At 44.2% G+C, this 15,569-nt stretch carries 17 protein-coding genes; 7 read left to right on the top strand and 10 right to left on the bottom strand.

The annotated features are described in order from the left end of the window. Positions 1-107: 107 nt before the first annotated feature. From P0M28_RS15790 to hppD, 3 genes are read right to left on the bottom strand one after another with little or no spacing between them, the layout of a single operon-like run. Entirely contained in the window at positions 108-464 is a 357-nt protein-coding gene (locus tag P0M28_RS15790; protein ID WP_302203401.1) for a hypothetical protein, read from the bottom strand. After that, positions 457-822, bottom strand: coding sequence for a four helix bundle protein (locus tag P0M28_RS15785; protein WP_302203399.1), 366 nt, complete (start codon positions 820-822; stop codon positions 457-459). The genes P0M28_RS15790 and P0M28_RS15785 overlap by 8 nt, the downstream gene beginning before the upstream one ends. 41 nt (positions 823-863) lie before the next feature. Beyond that, positions 864-1,991, bottom strand: a complete 1,128-nt coding sequence (hppD, locus tag P0M28_RS15780) for a 4-hydroxyphenylpyruvate dioxygenase (RefSeq protein WP_302203398.1) — start codon at positions 1,989-1,991, stop codon at positions 864-866. Between the two features lie 285 nt (positions 1,992-2,276). On the opposite strand from hppD, the gene P0M28_RS15775 reads away from it, so the two are divergent. Further along, positions 2,277-2,693 (top strand): Lrp/AsnC family transcriptional regulator, encoded by a 417-nt coding sequence (locus tag P0M28_RS15775; protein WP_302203397.1) that lies wholly within the window; start codon positions 2,277-2,279, stop codon positions 2,691-2,693. A gap of 128 nt (positions 2,694-2,821) precedes the next feature. On the opposite strand, the gene P0M28_RS15770 is transcribed toward P0M28_RS15775, so the two are convergent. Further along, positions 2,822-3,421, bottom strand: coding sequence for an aminotransferase class IV (locus tag P0M28_RS15770; protein ID WP_302203396.1), 600 nt, complete (start codon positions 3,419-3,421; stop codon positions 2,822-2,824). After that, positions 3,405-4,379, bottom strand: a complete 975-nt coding sequence (locus tag P0M28_RS15765; RefSeq protein WP_302203395.1) for an aminodeoxychorismate synthase component I — start codon at positions 4,377-4,379, stop codon at positions 3,405-3,407. The genes P0M28_RS15770 and P0M28_RS15765 overlap by 17 nt, the downstream gene beginning before the upstream one ends. A 274-nt stretch (positions 4,380-4,653) precedes the next feature. Between P0M28_RS15765 and P0M28_RS15760 the strand changes: the two genes are divergently transcribed. The 4 genes from P0M28_RS15760 (at position 4,654) to P0M28_RS15745 (ending at position 8,385) form a co-directional block, all read left to right on the top strand. Continuing rightward, on the top strand, positions 4,654-6,363 hold the full coding sequence (locus tag P0M28_RS15760; RefSeq protein WP_302203393.1) for a DEAD/DEAH box helicase: 1,710 nt from the start codon (positions 4,654-4,656) through the stop codon (positions 6,361-6,363). Between the two features lie 67 nt (positions 6,364-6,430). Beyond that, a complete protein-coding gene (locus tag P0M28_RS15755; protein WP_302203392.1) occupies positions 6,431-7,063 on the top strand; it encodes an outer membrane beta-barrel protein in 633 nt (210 codons plus the stop codon). Further along, a complete protein-coding gene (locus tag P0M28_RS15750; RefSeq protein ID WP_302203391.1) occupies positions 7,060-7,656 on the top strand; it encodes a Riean_0653 family protein in 597 nt (198 codons plus the stop codon). The genes P0M28_RS15755 and P0M28_RS15750 overlap by 4 nt, the downstream gene beginning before the upstream one ends. Positions 7,657-7,746: 90 nt before the next feature. Beyond that, positions 7,747-8,385 (top strand): Riean_0653 family protein, encoded by a 639-nt coding sequence (locus P0M28_RS15745; protein ID WP_302203390.1) that lies wholly within the window; start codon positions 7,747-7,749, stop codon positions 8,383-8,385. Positions 8,386-8,404: 19 nt separating this feature from the next. Here P0M28_RS15745 and mtaB read toward each other — a convergent pair whose 3' ends face one another. Then, positions 8,405-9,730: a tRNA (N(6)-L-threonylcarbamoyladenosine(37)-C(2))-methylthiotransferase MtaB gene (gene mtaB, locus P0M28_RS15740; protein ID WP_302203389.1), complete on the bottom strand. Its 1,326-nt coding sequence runs from the start codon at positions 9,728-9,730 to the stop codon at positions 8,405-8,407. Between the two features lie 378 nt (positions 9,731-10,108). Here mtaB and P0M28_RS15735 point away from each other — a divergent pair, with 378 nt between their 5' ends. Next, positions 10,109-11,122 (top strand): glutamine synthetase beta-grasp domain-containing protein, encoded by a 1,014-nt coding sequence (locus tag P0M28_RS15735; RefSeq protein ID WP_302203387.1) that lies wholly within the window; start codon positions 10,109-10,111, stop codon positions 11,120-11,122. A 198-nt stretch (positions 11,123-11,320) separates the two neighbouring features. On the opposite strand, the gene P0M28_RS15730 is transcribed toward P0M28_RS15735, so the two are convergent. The 4 genes from P0M28_RS15730 to P0M28_RS15715 all read right to left on the bottom strand — a co-directional run bounded on the left by P0M28_RS15730 (position 11,321) and on the right by P0M28_RS15715 (position 14,238). Then, a complete protein-coding gene (locus P0M28_RS15730) occupies positions 11,321-11,464 on the bottom strand; it encodes a hypothetical protein (protein ID WP_302203385.1) in 144 nt (47 codons plus the stop codon). Between the two features lie 78 nt (positions 11,465-11,542). Then, on the bottom strand, positions 11,543-12,376 hold the full coding sequence (locus P0M28_RS15725; RefSeq protein ID WP_302203383.1) for a DMT family transporter: 834 nt from the start codon (positions 12,374-12,376) through the stop codon (positions 11,543-11,545). A 1-nt stretch (position 12,377) separates the two neighbouring features. Continuing rightward, positions 12,378-13,472, bottom strand: a complete 1,095-nt coding sequence (locus P0M28_RS15720) for a complex I subunit 1/NuoH family protein (protein ID WP_302210904.1) — start codon at positions 13,470-13,472, stop codon at positions 12,378-12,380. A 145-nt stretch (positions 13,473-13,617) separates the two neighbouring features. Further along, complete coding sequence (locus P0M28_RS15715) at positions 13,618-14,238, bottom strand: low molecular weight phosphatase family protein (RefSeq protein ID WP_302203382.1); 621 nt, start codon at positions 14,236-14,238, stop codon at positions 13,618-13,620. A gap of 112 nt (positions 14,239-14,350) precedes the next feature. Between P0M28_RS15715 and P0M28_RS15710 the strand changes: the two genes are divergently transcribed. After that, entirely contained in the window at positions 14,351-15,511 is a 1,161-nt protein-coding gene (locus P0M28_RS15710; RefSeq protein WP_302203381.1) for a baeRF3 domain-containing protein, read from the top strand. The last annotated feature ends 58 nt before the right edge of the window (positions 15,512-15,569 follow it).

The raw sequence follows: 15,569 nt of genomic DNA, 5'->3' as shown, positions 1-15,569 counted from the left end.
ACGTCAAAGCCATTTGTTGACAGTACCTATTTTCACCCCCATTTGAAGCACCTAATGTTCCAGAAAAAGGAAGCACATACCGGTTGGTTATTTTTCATAGCTGGCATCTACTTCATCTGTTGAATTTCATCTTTTATTCTTGATTTATATTTTGGCTTTACATTCAAGTCGATAAATTCAACATCCACAACTTTACCATCTTGGTTTATCAGTAATTTTGCTATCATTCTTGTAGGAATTGATCCGCTTTGCTTTATTGACTCACTCAAGATCGGTGTTAGCTTCTTGGTAGCAAACTTCATAACATCTTGTTGTCCTTCTCCATATTGCGGTTCAGAATCTAAATATTCGTTGTTTACTACAGAATCACATTTAGTTTGAACTTGAGCAATCAATTGAGGTGAAGGCAAAAGTAAAATCACTATTAACACTATTTTACCCATAACTACTTGCTCTTCATTCACCTGCTTTCTTAACGATTACATAGAGTATTTTTAGTAGTTCTTCGCAGTCTTCTATCATGGAATCAAAGGCTTTTTCATCGATGTAATCAGTTGCGTGCAATAGCTTGAGCCAATACTTAGTTTCCCTAGCTTCTTTGTAGGCGATAGAAAGTTTAGCTCTAAAATCTTTCCGGGAAATCCCACCAATACCTTCTTCCACATTAGCCCCAATGCTCGTCCCACTCTTAAGTAGCTGCTTGGATAAAACAAACTCCTTCTTCTCATTCACCAAATACTTATACAAACCCACAACTCTAATCGCAAACGCAAACGATTTCTCCCGCACCGGATTATCAATACCATCCTTTTCTCCACTCATACAAGTCAATTGTTCATTGCTAAATGCACATTGCTAATTGCTCAGAGGTTTCCTCTGAGAGCCTGTTCTCGTTCAATAGCCTCAAACAGGGCTTTAAAGTTGCCTTTTCCGAAGGATCGGGCACCTTTGCGTTCAATAATTTCGTAGAAAACGGTGGGGCGATCTTGCACTGGTTTGGTGAAGATTTGTAGCAGATAGCCTTCATCGTCGCGATCAACCAGAATGCCTAACTTACGCAGTTCTTCTATCGGCTCATCGATATCGCCTACCCGTTCTTTTAGGTCATCGTAGTAGTTATCCGGCACGTGCAGAAACGCTACGCCATTATCGCGTAGTTGGGTAATCGTTTGAATAATATTATCGGTGGCAATGGCAATGTGCTGCACTCCTGCTCCGCCGTAGAACTCTAAGTACTCATCAATCTGACTTTTCTTTAAGCCGGGAGCAGGCTCGTTAATCGGGAACTTGATACGTTCGTTACCGTTGGACATGACTTTGGACATCAGTGCGGTGTACTTGGTAGAAATGTCTTTATCGTCGAAGGAAACCAGTTGCTTGAAACCCATCACGTCGGCGTAGAAATCAACGAAAGCGTTCATATCGCCTAGTTCTACATTGCCTACGATATGGTCTACGTACTTCAGCCCCACGCTACGGTTCTGCAAGTGTGGATTCTCAATTTTCTTAAATCCGGGCATAAAGAAGCCCTGGTAATTCTTATTCTCCACAAAAGTGTGAATAGTATCTCCGTAGGTTTTGATTGAGGCAGTTACAATCTCTCCCTCCTCATCAGAATGCACCTGAGGCTCAGCTACTACTTTTGCTCCCCGCTGCGTAGTAGCCTGAAAAGCTTCACGAGCATCTTCTACCCAAAGGGCAATATCCCGCACTCCGTCGCCGTGCTGATACACGTGGTCGGCAACAAATCCTTCTGGTTTGATAGGCGAAGTCAGAATAAAGCGAACTTTGTTTTGCTGAAGCAGATAGCTCGCCCGATCGCGATGACCGGTTTCAGGTCCTAGGTATCCTACAATATCGTAGCCAAATGTATAGTGGTAGTAAAACGCGGCTTGCTTAGCGTTGCCTACGTAGAACTCAATGTAAAAAGTACCATTGATCGGTAGAAAATCCTGTTGGTCAGCTACCTGAGAAAATTCTTGAGTTTGCATAAGTGGTATATTTAGGAATACTCAAAAAAAATAATGCTGATGTGTCAATAATAAAGAGCTTTTTAAGACAAAAGTTTGGAGATTATTAACTACATCGGCACATAATGCTTAATTGTTAATGATTTATTCTATAGTATATTTTCAGACGGATAAATAGTTGCCAATGTTTTGCAGTATTTTAATGGTAAATTTAGTTAAGAAATAAATCAATATATATTTAAAATATAAATTATATTTGTATACCTCTTTATAAAATAAGTTTTAATACATTTTTCTCATTATTTAATGAGTGTTGATCAGCTTAATCAGAAGATTCTAGAAAGATTGCGGAAAAATGCCCGAATTCCGGTCTCCGAAATTAGTAAGGACGTAGGTCTCACCGCACCTGCTATAGCCGAGCGAATTCGCAGAATGGAAGAAGCGGGAATTATCCGGTCTTACGGAGTAGTGTTAGACTACGAAAAGTTAGGCTACGCCCTGCAAGCGTTCGTCACGGTAAGAATTTACGCCAACCAAAGCCAACGGCTCGTACATTTCTTGAAGCAGCAAAAAGAAGTACAGGCTTGCTACGCTGTCACCGGACGGGAAGGTTACTATATTGAGCTACGATCGGCTAGTTTACAGGAGTTAGAGCATATCATTGCCAAACTTACCGAGTTTGGCGAACCCAACACCTCTATTGTGCTCTCTAAGGTGATTTAGTGGTAAAGCATAAGCTACATATTTGAAGTAACATCACAGAGCAAATCCCCTAGCCTCCTTTGAAAGAGGGGGAATAAAAACCAGTATACTGTTGTGGAACAGGGCAGGAAAATTTAGCATGACTTTGCTTACCAACCGATATTGTTCATAGCTACTAAACTCTCACCTAGCGGTAGCATCGCATTAATTAAACTACAGCTTTCAAATTGAGGCAAATCATTTGGGGTTATTTTCATCTCTCGTAAGCGACCTTCATAAAGCAAGCGAGCGCGAGCGGTGCCGGGCAAGAGTGGTCGGTAAGGAGTGAACCATGCTGTACCATCAGAAAACGCTACATTGCTGTAGGATGTATCTGTAATTAATCCATTTTTCACCATCAAAATATCATCACAGCCCTGTCGCTGGGCGAATAAGTGATTGATGAGGCGACGATCCTCAAACTTATAGTTGTACTGAATAACATCATGGGTGACTAATCTCAATGATTGGATTGCTCGAGGGACGTACTCCGAGAAAGTAGTTTCTTCAATATTGACCGAATACACAATCCGACATTTTACCCGCGCCACGGTTTTCCATTCATTCGGTACTCGAAGTAATTGATCTAATGCTAGTGGTTGATTTATTCCTAATACTTCCTGCCGGCTGCGGTTTACGCGTTGCTGGTGATAGGCTAAGTGCTGCATCTTACCTTGCTTTACACAGAGGGTTTCAATAAATCGGGACATAGATTTTATCTATTAATTCCTGATACTCCCGCTCCGCCTCGCTAAAGTAAGTAATGCCACCACCGCTTTTAAATACGTATTGCCCGTTCTTATTCTCAATAAATCGGATCATCACCCCCGAGTTTAATTGTTTACCATCAAACAGACCAAAAACTCCAGTGTAATAGCCCCGCTCATAATTTTCCACCTCTCGGATAATAGAGACAGTCTTCGGCTTGGGCGCGCCACTAATCGATCCCGCCGGTAGCATCTTAAAAAGTAAGTCACCAATATTTTCCGCGTAGTTACTCGGTAGTTGTCCCCGAATTTCGGAGCTCATCTGCCACAGTGCCCGCTGGTGGGTCGTAATTTTTTCTAAATACTGAAAGCGCGGTACACTAACGTTAGTAGCAATCTGGCTGAGGTCATTCCGTAGCAAATCAACAACAGTGGTATGTTCGGCTTGTTCTTTAGCATCGTTGGCTAGTCTGTCTTGAGCGTCCGGTAGAGAAGCATCAATGGTTCCCTTCATGGGGAAGGTGCGAATCCTCCCGGTTTCGTCAATCCGGCAGAATGCTTCGGGTGAAAATACGACCCACTGGTTATTAAACAGGAGTTTGTAGCGGGCCCGGCTTCGGTAAAATATTTCTTCTAGTGACAGATTTAGCCTAACAGGGGTCTCAAAACTCAGATTGACTAAATAGGTATCTCCCCGCCGAATGTAGTACTGCACTCGCTCAAATGCAGCCCGGTAGGTAGCAAAGTCTACCGGAAACTTCTCTAGTTCTACCGAAGTATTCCGGACGATTTGATGTGGCGCATTCGTCACTCCCTGTACATCAAATAGCAACTGCTGAGGATTGACTTCTGACAAAGGTAACACCTGCGTACGCTCGTTCAGAAAATCAATGATAAACAAAAACGGAATGCGCTGCTTACCCAGCGAGTTCATCTGACGAATAGCCCTCATCATCTTCATATCGGTGCACGGTCTCAGCAAGTAAGAATATAATTAATCAGGTTCTTACTACGCTCTTACTATACTCTTACTATACTCTTACTCCACCTAAGGAACTTTATTGAGCTAAGTATTATTCTTCAAAGGTCGCAATTTTACCAACAATGGTTGTACCTTTGTGATAATATCTGGCTTGCGGATGGTAACCCACTGATTACTAGCTCTTCGCCTAAGCTATTTTACATTTCATTCCTTAGAGCAACCCAGTGGATTGCTCAACTTTACTGACATCAATATGACTTTTCAAGAAATGGGGCTGCGCCCGGAGTTACTGCAAGCCACAGAAGAACTGGGCTTTACTGAGCCAACTCCTATCCAGCAACAAGCCATTCCGGTACTCATCTCGGAAAACCGCGATTTAGTTGCTTTAGCCCAGACTGGAACCGGGAAAACTGCCGCCTTCGGGTTGCCACTGTTACACTTAGTAAGCGAAGACGCCTCGCAGGTGCAGGCATTGGTACTTTGCCCTACCCGCGAACTTTGCTTACAAATCACCCGCGATCTAGACGACTTGGCGAAACACTTACCAGAGGTTAGAGTAGCAGCTGTGTACGGCGGAGCGAGTATGGATCAGCAGATACGCCAGTTGAAACGGGGAGTGCAAATTGTTGTAGGCACACCGGGCCGGGTACATGACCTCACTCGCCGCAGGGTGCTGAAGTTGGACGCGGTAGAGCGATTGGTGCTCGATGAAGCCGATGAGATGCTTTCTATGGGATTTAAAGAAGAGTTGGAGGCAATTGTTGATCAAACCCCCGAAGAGCGGCAAACCTTACTATTCTCTGCTACCATGCCTAAGTCTATTGCCGGACGTTTTACCAATAACCCGGCGGAGATTTCGGTAGGTTCTCGCAACGCCGGAGCCAGTACGGTAAAGCATGTGTACTATATGGTAAATGCACGCGATCGCTACGCTGCCCTTAAGCGCATTGCTGACCTTTACCCCGAAATTTACGGTATTGTATTTTGCCGAACACGTCAGGAAACGAAAGATGTAGCTGCCAAGTTAGGAGCGGATGGCTACAACGCTGATGCCCTGCACGGTGATTTATCTCAAGCGCAGCGCGACTACGTGATGGGGCGCTTTCGGAAGAAGCAATTGAATATGCTCGTAGCAACTGACGTAGCGGCTCGGGGCTTAGACGTGAACGATCTTAGCCATGTCATCAATTATAATCTTCCCGACGATATTGAAGTGTATACCCACCGTAGCGGACGAACCGGACGAGCGGGCAGAACGGGTACATCAATCGCTATTGTTCACCGAAGAGAAACTGGGCGGATAAAACAGATTGAACGAGTAGCGAAGATATCCTTTGAGCGCAAGCCTGTGCCAACCGGGCGAGAAATTTGCGAGAAACAGCTTTTTCATCTGGTAGATCGTATAGAACACATTGAAGTGAACGACGAGCAGATTGATTCTTACTTACCAGTCATTTACAAAAAGCTCGACTGGATGAGCCGGGAAGATCTGATCAAACGTTTTGTGTCGGTAGAGTTTAATCGATTTTTATCGTACTACGAAAACGCCCCTGATCTCAATGTGAAAGCCGATGAGCGCAAAAGTGGCCGGGATCGTGAACGAGGCAGTAGGCAAACCGAACGAGTACGCGAGCGTCGTAGCCGAACCGATTTTACTAAATTTTATATCAATGTCGGCAGCAAGCATAAAATGAACCCCGCTCGGCTGATGGGCTTGATTAACGAGCACACCAACGATTCATCCATCCGCATCGGTAAAATTGATATTGAGAAGAACTTTACTATGTTTGAAATTGATCGTCAGCACGAAGCCGTTATTGAGCCCGCCTTTGATGGTGCTACTTTTGCCGGACAACTAGCTTTAGTGCAAAAGGCCAGCTCTGGTGGCCCTCGCAAAACCAAGCAGGAAGGTAACTTTGAGAAGAGGAAAAAGAAGCACCGTAAAGGAAAAGGTTGGGCGTAATAAACAAGGTGTATCATCTATAATTTTTGGCAAGCTGTCCCAACTTTTGCCTGCTAATTGGTGTCTTTTGTTTGAGTTAAAAGACTTCATTATGCGATTGTTAGCTGGGGTGTTCGCTTTTCTACTTTTTCCTCTGGTCACATCGGCTCAGATGTCAATGTACGGCGGGCTTACAATAAGCACTATTCGTAGTCAGCACCTTGTAGGTGATACTCGACCAACGGTAGGGTATCAGATGGGGTTAAACTATGATTGGATTACACCCAAGCTCACACCTTTTTATCCCAGCCTATCGGTAGATCTCACCCGAAAGGGCTACGCCCAAGAAATAGGTGGTACTCGCCATGCCTATCGGCTTTCGTATCTCACTGTTTATCCGAACATGAATTACTCAATTGGCGAACAGTGGTCGGTAGGTGCCGGAGTAGAGTTAAGCGCATTGTTTCGGGCACGGTATCGGCAAGGCTCAGATAATATTGGGGTTATTGAGAACTACCGTGGTAGCGACATCGGCCTACGCGCTGAGGTTCGCTGGCATTCTCAGCAGCGTTGGGGGCTGCACGCAGGATATACTCATGGCTTACGCAAGCTGGTAAAATATCCATCCATTTCTGATACCGGAGATTTTGTGGGAACTATTCGTGATGTGAGCACCCGCACCATTTATTTTGGGTTCCGCACTTCGCTTTCGTACTTATGAGAACTATTGGAATAGCCATTTTTCTAATAATGATGCTAACCAGTTGCGATGGCGAGTTTATTCCCGACCCTATTGACCCCCGTCTGCCTCGCTACTCAGAGGAAGGAAAAGATGCGGCCGGATGCTTTATTAATGGAAAAGTTTGGCGGGCAGTAAGGGTAGCCGGAGATTTCACATTTATTCCACCTAGCAATGATGATGAACAAAAGTTACGTTTATTTCTCAGCGATTCAGCCATCTCCATCTCAATAGATGGGTTGTTTGTAGATAATTTCAATATTGGCACCAATATCGAGTTTGAGATCGACAACCGTCAGACGCAGTTTCAATCCACCAGTGAGCTTCACCAACAAACCATTATGCTAGATGGTAAACAAAGTTACGGCAAGGCTGGAATAAGTGATACTAACCGTTTTTTTGATTGCCGAGGCGAAGGAAAATTGATGATACGATACGCCCAACCCGACCCTGATTCTGAAGGTTATTACACCGTAGCCGGAACATTTTATTTTACTATTGCTGCCGACTCTTGCGAAGGCATTGAAGTGAGAAACGGAAGGTTTGATTACCGGATCAGGGCTATTGAAGACTGAAATCAATTAAGCGTTAATCACGTTCTTACTTTGCTTATCTTTACGAAAGGATACATCATAATGATGCCCACTCGCAACAATAGCGAATTTATGCCGAACGCACTTTTCTTTTGCCACTCTGTAGTAGGTTACTGGTTATTTTTCGCATTGTTGAGTGCAACATTATCAGGTTGTGGCCGAGCTTTTGTCCCCGATCCCATCGATCCGCGATTGCCAGTCTATTCAGAAGAAGGTAAAAGGTCAGCCGGGTGCTTCATTAACGATGATGTATGGCGGTCAGATGGTGGAGGTGGTACTTTTTCGAGCAATGATGATGGTCTATGGATTACCTTTCAGTCAGAAGATAGCACTATTCACCTTACAATTTCTGGTGAGTTGCCAAGTAACACTGATTCGCGAGGTGAATCCATTAATGTGGGCTTTACGCTTGATAATCGCCAATTGAGCGATGACCCGGCTGAATCTATTAGTGAAATCCCCCAAAAAGCGTTCGTATTAGATGGCCAAGATAACTACGGATACCTAATCCGAAATTTTGACGATACCGTGGCCACTTTCGGGGCAGGGCAACTGATACTGCGTCGTATTTTACTAGATCAAGAAACCACATTTAACGCTAGCTATATTGTAGCTGGCACTTTTTCGTTCACTGCTACATCTGATTCGCTAGGTCTAGTTGATGTGAGCAACGGACGTTTTGATTATTCGGTACGGGAGTCGAGGAAATAATATGATATTACCTATTTTCTTATAAAACTAGTGCCGAGACAGGAGCTACAGTAACGGTTCCTAGCTCATTAATTTCGCCTAACTGAACCGATTGCAGCTCATTGATGAGTAGCGGGTCGTAGGGTGTACTTACCCGTACGTAGTTTTCGGTAAAACCATGCATCTGCCCATCTTCTACGTCTTCTTCGTAGAGTACCGTAGCGGTTTGTTCCAAATTTTCTTGGTAGAACTTCCGCCGCTTTTTTTCCGAAAGGGTTCGTAGCATTTTAGATCGCTGCTGCCGGGTTTTCATGGGTACCACTGCATCCATTTCGGCAGCCGGAGTATTCGCTCTTTCCGAATAGGTAAAAACGTGTAGGTAGGAAATAGGAAGGCTATTCAGGAAGTGGTAGGTCTCCAAAAAATCTTCTTCGGTTTCGCCCGGAAAGCCAACAATTACATCTACCCCAATAGCACAGTGAGGCATCAGGGTTTTAATCTTTTGCACCCGGTCAGCGTATAGTTCGCGCAGGTAGCGCCGTCGCATCTGGCGTAAAATTTTGTTAGCCCCCGATTGCAGCGGAATATGAAAGTGTGGTACAAATCGTTGCGACTGAGCTACGAACTCAATTACTTCGTTGCTTAGTAAGTTTGGCTCAATGGATGAAATTCGGAAGCGATTGATGCCTTCCACCTGGTCTAGCTCCTGTACTAAATCTATAAAACGGTTCGTACGCTTTCCATCAATTATTCCGTAGTCGCCAATATTTACTCCAGTAAGCACAATCTCCTTCACGCCAGTTTGAGCAATCTCTCGGGCTTGGTTCACCACTGACTCAACGGTGTCACTGCGACTTTTACCGCGCGCTAGCGGAATGGTACAAAATGTACAGTGATAGTTGCAGCCGTCTTGCACCTTCAGAAAAGTGCGGGTGCGATCGTGTAATGAGTAAGCCGAATTGAACCGGCGAGCTTCGGTAACCTCAGAAGCAAACACCTGTGGCTCTGATTTCTTCTGAAAACCATCCAGTAAATCTAGCAACCGAAACTTTTCAGCCGCTCCCAACACTGCATCTACTCCCGGAATCTCCGCAATTTCTTTGGGTTTGAGCTGGGCGTAGCAGCCTACAATACAAACGTAAGCACTAGGCGAATACTTGAGGGCTTCACGTACTACCTTCCGGCACTTTTTGTCGGCGTTATCAGTTACCGAGCAAGTATTAATGATATAAATATCGGCACCTTGCTGAAAGTTAGTTTTACGGTACCCCCGCTCCTCTACTAGCCTACCCAGTGTGGAGGTTTCTGAGTAGTTCAGCTTGCAACCCAAAGTATAAAATGCGACTGAGCGCGATGCTTCTTCCATAGTCTCTGTTGATAATACCCGACAAGGATTACAACTTTACACTGCTCAAAGTTCTCACAATTCGAGATGCTATACAAACTTTGTAACCTTCCTAGCCTGTCAAACTTAGAAATACCATCATAGCCAAATAAAATTTGTTACTAAGAGGAAAATAATAAGTGGTCATTACACTGATTTTTAGCAAATTTTGAAAAAAAACCATCTCTTTATTTAAAAAAAGTAAATTTAAGCAAGTTTTTGTTATCAATTGACAAAAATATTATATTAGCCACTTACTGAATTTTTATTTTGAGATTATACCTTATGCTAGCTGTTTGCATGGCTAGTTTAAGTGAGAACCATTTAATCTAATCTATAACCGTTTAATGTAATTTGTATATGTCTAAGACAAAACTAGAGTACATCTGGCTAGATGGCTACCAACCTACCCAAAGCCTACGAAGCAAAACTAAAATTTTACCAGACTTTGGCGGAAAACTAGAAGATTGCCCTATGTGGTCGTTCGACGGTAGTTCTACCGAACAGGCAGAAGGTGGCTCTTCTGATTGCCTTCTAAAGCCAGTCGCGCTCTTCCCAGACCCCGCTCGAGTAGATGGTTATTTAGTTATGACCGAAGTACTAAACTCCGATGGTACTCCGCACGAGTCTAACGGACGAGCTACAATTGATGATGACGATGATGACTTTTGGTTTGGGTTTGAACAGGAGTACTTTCTTTGGGATACTGAAATCAATAAGCCTCTTGGTTTTCCAGAAGAAGGGTTTCCGAAAAGGGGGCAAGGCCCTTATTACTGCTCAGTAGGTGCTCAGAACGCCTACGGACGCGAAGTGATTGAAGATCACCTGGATCAGTGTTTGGAAGCTGGAGTGAACGTAGAAGGTATTAATGCCGAAGTAGCCGCCGGACAATGGGAATTCCAAACTTTTGCTAAAGGTGCTGCTGCTGCTGGTGACCATGTATGGGTAGCTCGCTACCTCGCTGAGCGCAACGCTGAAAAGTATGGACTGTCTATCAACTGGCACCCTAAGCCACTAGGAGACACTGACTGGAACGGTTCCGGTATGCACGCCAACTTCTCTAATTCAACGCTACGGGAAGCTGGGTCCAAAGAAACTTACGAAAGAATCTGCGAGGCTTTCCGACCCGTGGTAAAAGAGCATATTGAAGTTTACGGGGCTGATAATGACCAACGACTAACCGGTAAGCACGAAACCCAATCTATCGATCAGTTTTCTTACGGGGTTTCTGACCGAGGGGCCTCTATTCGTATTCCGATTGCTACGGTAGAAAATGGCTGGAAAGGCTGGCTAGAAGATCGTCGTCCAGCTTCTAACGGTGATCCTTACAAAATTGCTGCCCGCATTGTGAAAACCGTAAAAGGAGCTAGCTAAGCTAAAATTAAACGTATAACAAAAAGAAAGGGAGCTGGTAATTAGCTCCCTTTTTTTGTGAGATATGAGCACACCCTGGTTTTCCGGGCGTATTTCAAATTGTTGTTAAGCAGCTCCAAGTAAGTTTTGTGGTTCCCTCCACCGTCTACTTACATTGAGTACTCCAAGATTGAGTACATGTTGCCTCCCTTTTATAGATCACCGTTGTCCAGGGAGTTTCAACCTGCTTTGCGCTATGGTACGATGAGCTGCCTCGATAGCTTCAGAACCAAGCTGTAATCCCTGCTGACGATAAGCGGGATAATCCATTTGATAGGCATTAGCCTGATAGTTATTGAACATCTTTTCTCGCGCTTTTTCTATGGTTTGTTTAGTAGGGGCAAGTGCCTGAATGCGTTCAATCTTTGTACAAGATTTACATTACCCCTTTTTAAACAACAGTGTAGCCACGATAATCAGCACTGCACCAATCACAAACTGACCAGTAACGGTTTCATCAAAGAGTAGTATGCCGTACAAACTGGCAATAACCACTTCCAGATAGGCCAGATAAGAAAGAGTAGATGCTCGCATCTTTTGTAGTGCCTGAAAAAACATGCCGAAGGCCAACACTCCAATAAAAATTGAAAAGAGTGTGATTAGTCCGTACGTTGGTAGGTCAATCTTATTTAAATAAGGTAGGGCAAATGGCAAAAAAATGAACCCACCCAGTAGATTCTGAAAGAACACGGTCTCAAAGCCAGTGTACTCCTGCGAGGTTCTTTTGAAGATAAGCACCGTAAATGCGTACAGCATAGATGAGAGCGACATCGCTCCCATACCAATGAGGTCTTGTTCATCCGTGGTAACTTGCTGGTCAGAAAATATGATGACAATGCCAATAAGGGGTAGAAATAGAAGAATCTGATTACGCCGAGGAATAGATTCTTTTAGCCAAATGCGGCTGTAGAGCACCGTAAATACTGGCCAAGTGTAAAAAATAACAATCGCATTAACGATACTGGTATAAGAATAGCTAGCGATAAATAAGAACAGTCGTCCTGCATTTAGCAGCGACCCCACCAGCAGCCACTTAGCCGAGTAGCGGAACAAACGCCTTCGGCGAATGAGCTTGAAGTAACTAAACAGTAATACCGTAGGAATTAACGTGCGGAAAAAAGTAAGTACAATAGGTGGTAAGGCTATTATCTTAATAAAAGCCCCAGCTGAACCAAGAATTAGAATGGCAAGTATCGCCAGCAGATAAGGGTTCATGCTACAGCATCCACAATCTCCAGACGGCCGACAGCAGCACCAATAGTAACGAAGCTGGAATCAGATACTTCCAGCAGAGGTTCATCAGTTGATCCACCCGCAGCCGGGGATACGTCCAACGAACCCACATTTGCACAGCTACCAGCAGTAGTGTTTTACTAAATAGCCAGAAGATACCCCAAGTATGAGCCAACCAAGTGTTGGGTTCACCAGTAGTCCAATCGGCTAAAGTTACCACTCCGAGATTGGGTAACGGGGTATTCCAACTTCCCAGAAAGAGGATTGTCCCTAAAAAGCTCACCAGCAGCATCATGGCGTATTCGGATAGCATGAACAACGCCCAGCGAAAGCCAGAGTACTCGGTATGATAGCCGCCAATTAGTTCTGATTCCGCTTCGGGCAAATCAAACGGGGCGCGGTTGCTTTCAGCGAGTGAGGCGATGAAGTAGATGATAAACGCAAAAAACAAAATCGGAACCCGAACGATGTTCCAAGATAAAATTCCGCCGATATGGGTTACATCAATCTGCCAATTGGCAATGCCAAATAGGTACACCGGAACAGTCGTGACTTCCGTAGATAAAATGCCTTGTTGGTAAGAAATAGTCTGAAGATCGAAACTTTGAGAAACAATAACCACACAAAGCACCGACAGTCCCAGCGGAATTTCGTAGCTGATAATTTGCGCGACCGACCGCAGTGCTCCGTAAAGTGCGTACTTGTTATTAGAACCCCAACCAGCCATCAGAACTCCGACTACATCCAGCGAGACAATCGCCAGAAGGAAGAATAGGCCTATCTCAGCGGTAGAACCCCGAAAACCAGAGGTAAGTGGTAGTACTGAGAATCCGGCGAAAACCGCCACAAAAATAATAACCGGAGCAGCCAGAAACAGGATACGATCCGCCGCTTTGGGTACAATATCTTCCTTCTGAATTAGCTTTAACAGATCAGCCACCGTTTGTAGCAGTCCGTACTTACCTACTTCCATGGGTCCCATCCGGTCTTGAATGAAGGCTGAAATCTTCCGCTCGGCGTACACACCTACCACCGTAAAGCCCAGCAAAAACGGAAGGAAAAACAGAAACGTACCCATAGGCAGGCAAATTACGAAAAAAGATGATTCAGCAGTCCACAGTAGTCCGTCAATAGTCCATAGATTCGCACAAGAGAGATCATAATTAGTCATTAGCTGTTGTCAACTACCTCTCGGCAATTGTTCATCGTACATTGCTAATTGTTCATTGCACGCTGCTCATTGCATAAAGCATTTCGCGGGCTATTTGGCGACAGCGTTCGTCGTACTGTTCGCGCTCTTGTGGGGTGTTATCGTACTGCTTGGGGTCTTGGTAGGGAAGGGAGAAGCGGGCATCGGCACCAGGTATAAACGGGCAAGCTTCATCGGCATCGGAACAAACCATAATGGCCGCAAACAAGCTTCGGGGATTTTCCGAATGATCGTACTTTTTAGAAAACATCGGTATAGCAGGATGATCATTGTCCCATGAAGCTAGATATTGCGGGTTGCTGCTAGATTTGTCGGTTTGAGAAAAATTTACTCCAGCCCGTTCTAACGCGGCTACCGCGTTCGGATGAAAAGCCGTAGCCTCAGTGCCCCCTGAGAACGTACGAATATTGGGTAAATGATAGTAGTAAGTCGCTGCCTGTAACCAAAATTGACCGAAGTGGCTTCGTCGCGAATTATGCGTACAAATTACTACCAGGTTGGTTGTTTTTTTAGCCGACAATTTTTGAGAAACATAGCTACTCACTTCTTGCAAGTCAGCTTTCCGCTGGGCAGTGATTTGATTATATTCTTCAGTTGCAGTCTGAATGTAGTACGCTAAATCATTGTGTAACATGCGGTTAGATTTAGAGTTGGTAAAAGTTGGAGTTCGTTTACCCGATCAAACAACCTGCTAACGTATCAGTTAATATAGATGAATAATTTTTTAAGAAATAATTTTTTTTGATATGAAGACGATGACCAAAGAAGACTTGCAGACACTCGCTGATTTTTCCGGGATTAACTGCGTTAGTATTTATATTCCTACCCATAAAAAAGGCCATCAGGTGAATGAGGGACAGGATGCAATTTTACTGAAAAATCACTACCAACAAATTCGCCAGCAACTGAAGGATAAAGATATTTCGGAAAGCGAGGCTAACGAATATTTAGTACCTATCAAGCAGTTGATAGATGATAATGATTTTTGGCGTTACCAGGAACATGGGTTGGCAGTTTTTCTAGGAACCGATTATTTTAAGTACCTAAAGTTACCCTATTCGGTGCGGGAGTTTAACATGCTTAGTACTTCTTTTCACCTAGATCAGATTGTACCACTACTGCACAAAGAGCATCCGTTCTACATTTTGGCAATCAGTCTAAATAAGATTCGCTTGCTGGAAGGCGATCAACAAAATATAGAAGAATTAGATATTCAGGATATGGTACCCGAAGGCATGGAAGATGCCTTGAGCTACTACGATTTTGAAAAAAACCTACAATCGCATTCCGGACAAGGTGACTCGGGTTCTCCTATTTACCACGGGCACGGTGGTGACGGAGATAAAGATAATGTTTACGTAGAAGAATACTTCCGTCGGGTGAACGATGCTTTGGATCAAATCATTGAAGATAGAAACCGTCCGGTGGTGCTGGCTGCTGTAGAATCCCACCATCCTATCTATCGCGAAGCTAACAAAACATTGAAATTGGCTGACAACGGTATTACAATGAACCCTGATCGCGAATCGGCTGAAAATTTGCACCAAAAAGCCACCGAAGCCCTGAAAGACTATTTTAACCAAGACAAACAAAGTGAGATGGATCGTTACACAGCACTGGCTGGTTCCGGGCAAGCTTCATACAGTATTGAAGAAATAGCTCCCGCCGCCATCAACGGGCGGATTGATGCGCTGTTTGTAGTAGAGGGAACCCACCGTTGGGGATACATCGACCGTGAGGAAAACTCAGTGCAGTTACACGAATCTGAGCAGGAAAACGGTCACGATCTGGTAGCAAAATCAGCGGTGCAGACTATTTTACACGGTGGCAACACCTACATAGTGAAAAAGGAGGATTTACCCGAAGAATTCGTGGATGCCGATCTGGCCGCCATTTTCCGGTGGTAACTCTTTTTGATGATGAATGACTGATGAGTAATGATTAATACCTATCCATTCGTCATTA

This window comes from Tunicatimonas pelagia, assembly GCF_030506325.1.
In the GTDB taxonomy this organism is placed as follows: Bacteria; Bacteroidota; Bacteroidia; order Cytophagales; family Cyclobacteriaceae; genus Tunicatimonas; species Tunicatimonas pelagia.
Note: the sequence above shows the minus strand (reverse complement) of the source record. Positions and strands in the feature narration are given on the sequence as shown.

Excerpts from the sequence above, each read along its gene's own strand:
- P0M28_RS15785 (WP_302203399.1), bottom strand. The coding sequence starts at position 822 with ATGAGTGGAGAAAAGGATGGTATTGATAATCCGGTGCGGGAGAAATCG.
- hppD (WP_302203398.1), bottom strand. The coding sequence starts at position 1,991 with ATGCAAACTCAAGAATTTTCTCAGGTAGCTGACCAACAGGATTTTCTA.
- P0M28_RS15775 (WP_302203397.1), top strand. The coding sequence starts at position 2,277 with ATGAGTGTTGATCAGCTTAATCAGAAGATTCTAGAAAGATTGCGGAAA.
- P0M28_RS15770 (WP_302203396.1), bottom strand. The coding sequence starts at position 3,421 with ATGTCCCGATTTATTGAAACCCTCTGTGTAAAGCAAGGTAAGATGCAG.
- P0M28_RS15765 (WP_302203395.1), bottom strand. The coding sequence starts at position 4,379 with ATGAAGATGATGAGGGCTATTCGTCAGATGAACTCGCTGGGTAAGCAG.
- P0M28_RS15760 (WP_302203393.1), top strand. The coding sequence starts at position 4,654 with ATGACTTTTCAAGAAATGGGGCTGCGCCCGGAGTTACTGCAAGCCACA.
- P0M28_RS15750 (WP_302203391.1), top strand. The coding sequence starts at position 7,060 with ATGAGAACTATTGGAATAGCCATTTTTCTAATAATGATGCTAACCAGT.
- P0M28_RS15745 (WP_302203390.1), top strand. The coding sequence starts at position 7,747 with ATGCCGAACGCACTTTTCTTTTGCCACTCTGTAGTAGGTTACTGGTTA.
- mtaB (WP_302203389.1), bottom strand. The coding sequence starts at position 9,730 with ATGGAAGAAGCATCGCGCTCAGTCGCATTTTATACTTTGGGTTGCAAG.
- P0M28_RS15735 (WP_302203387.1), top strand. The coding sequence starts at position 10,109 with ATGTCTAAGACAAAACTAGAGTACATCTGGCTAGATGGCTACCAACCT.
- P0M28_RS15730 (WP_302203385.1), bottom strand. The coding sequence starts at position 11,464 with ATGTTCAATAACTATCAGGCTAATGCCTATCAAATGGATTATCCCGCT.
- P0M28_RS15725 (WP_302203383.1), bottom strand. The coding sequence starts at position 12,376 with ATGAACCCTTATCTGCTGGCGATACTTGCCATTCTAATTCTTGGTTCA.
- P0M28_RS15720 (WP_302210904.1), bottom strand. The coding sequence starts at position 13,472 with ATGGGTACGTTTCTGTTTTTCCTTCCGTTTTTGCTGGGCTTTACGGTG.
- P0M28_RS15715 (WP_302203382.1), bottom strand. The coding sequence starts at position 14,238 with ATGTTACACAATGATTTAGCGTACTACATTCAGACTGCAACTGAAGAA.
- P0M28_RS15710 (WP_302203381.1), top strand. The coding sequence starts at position 14,351 with ATGAAGACGATGACCAAAGAAGACTTGCAGACACTCGCTGATTTTTCC.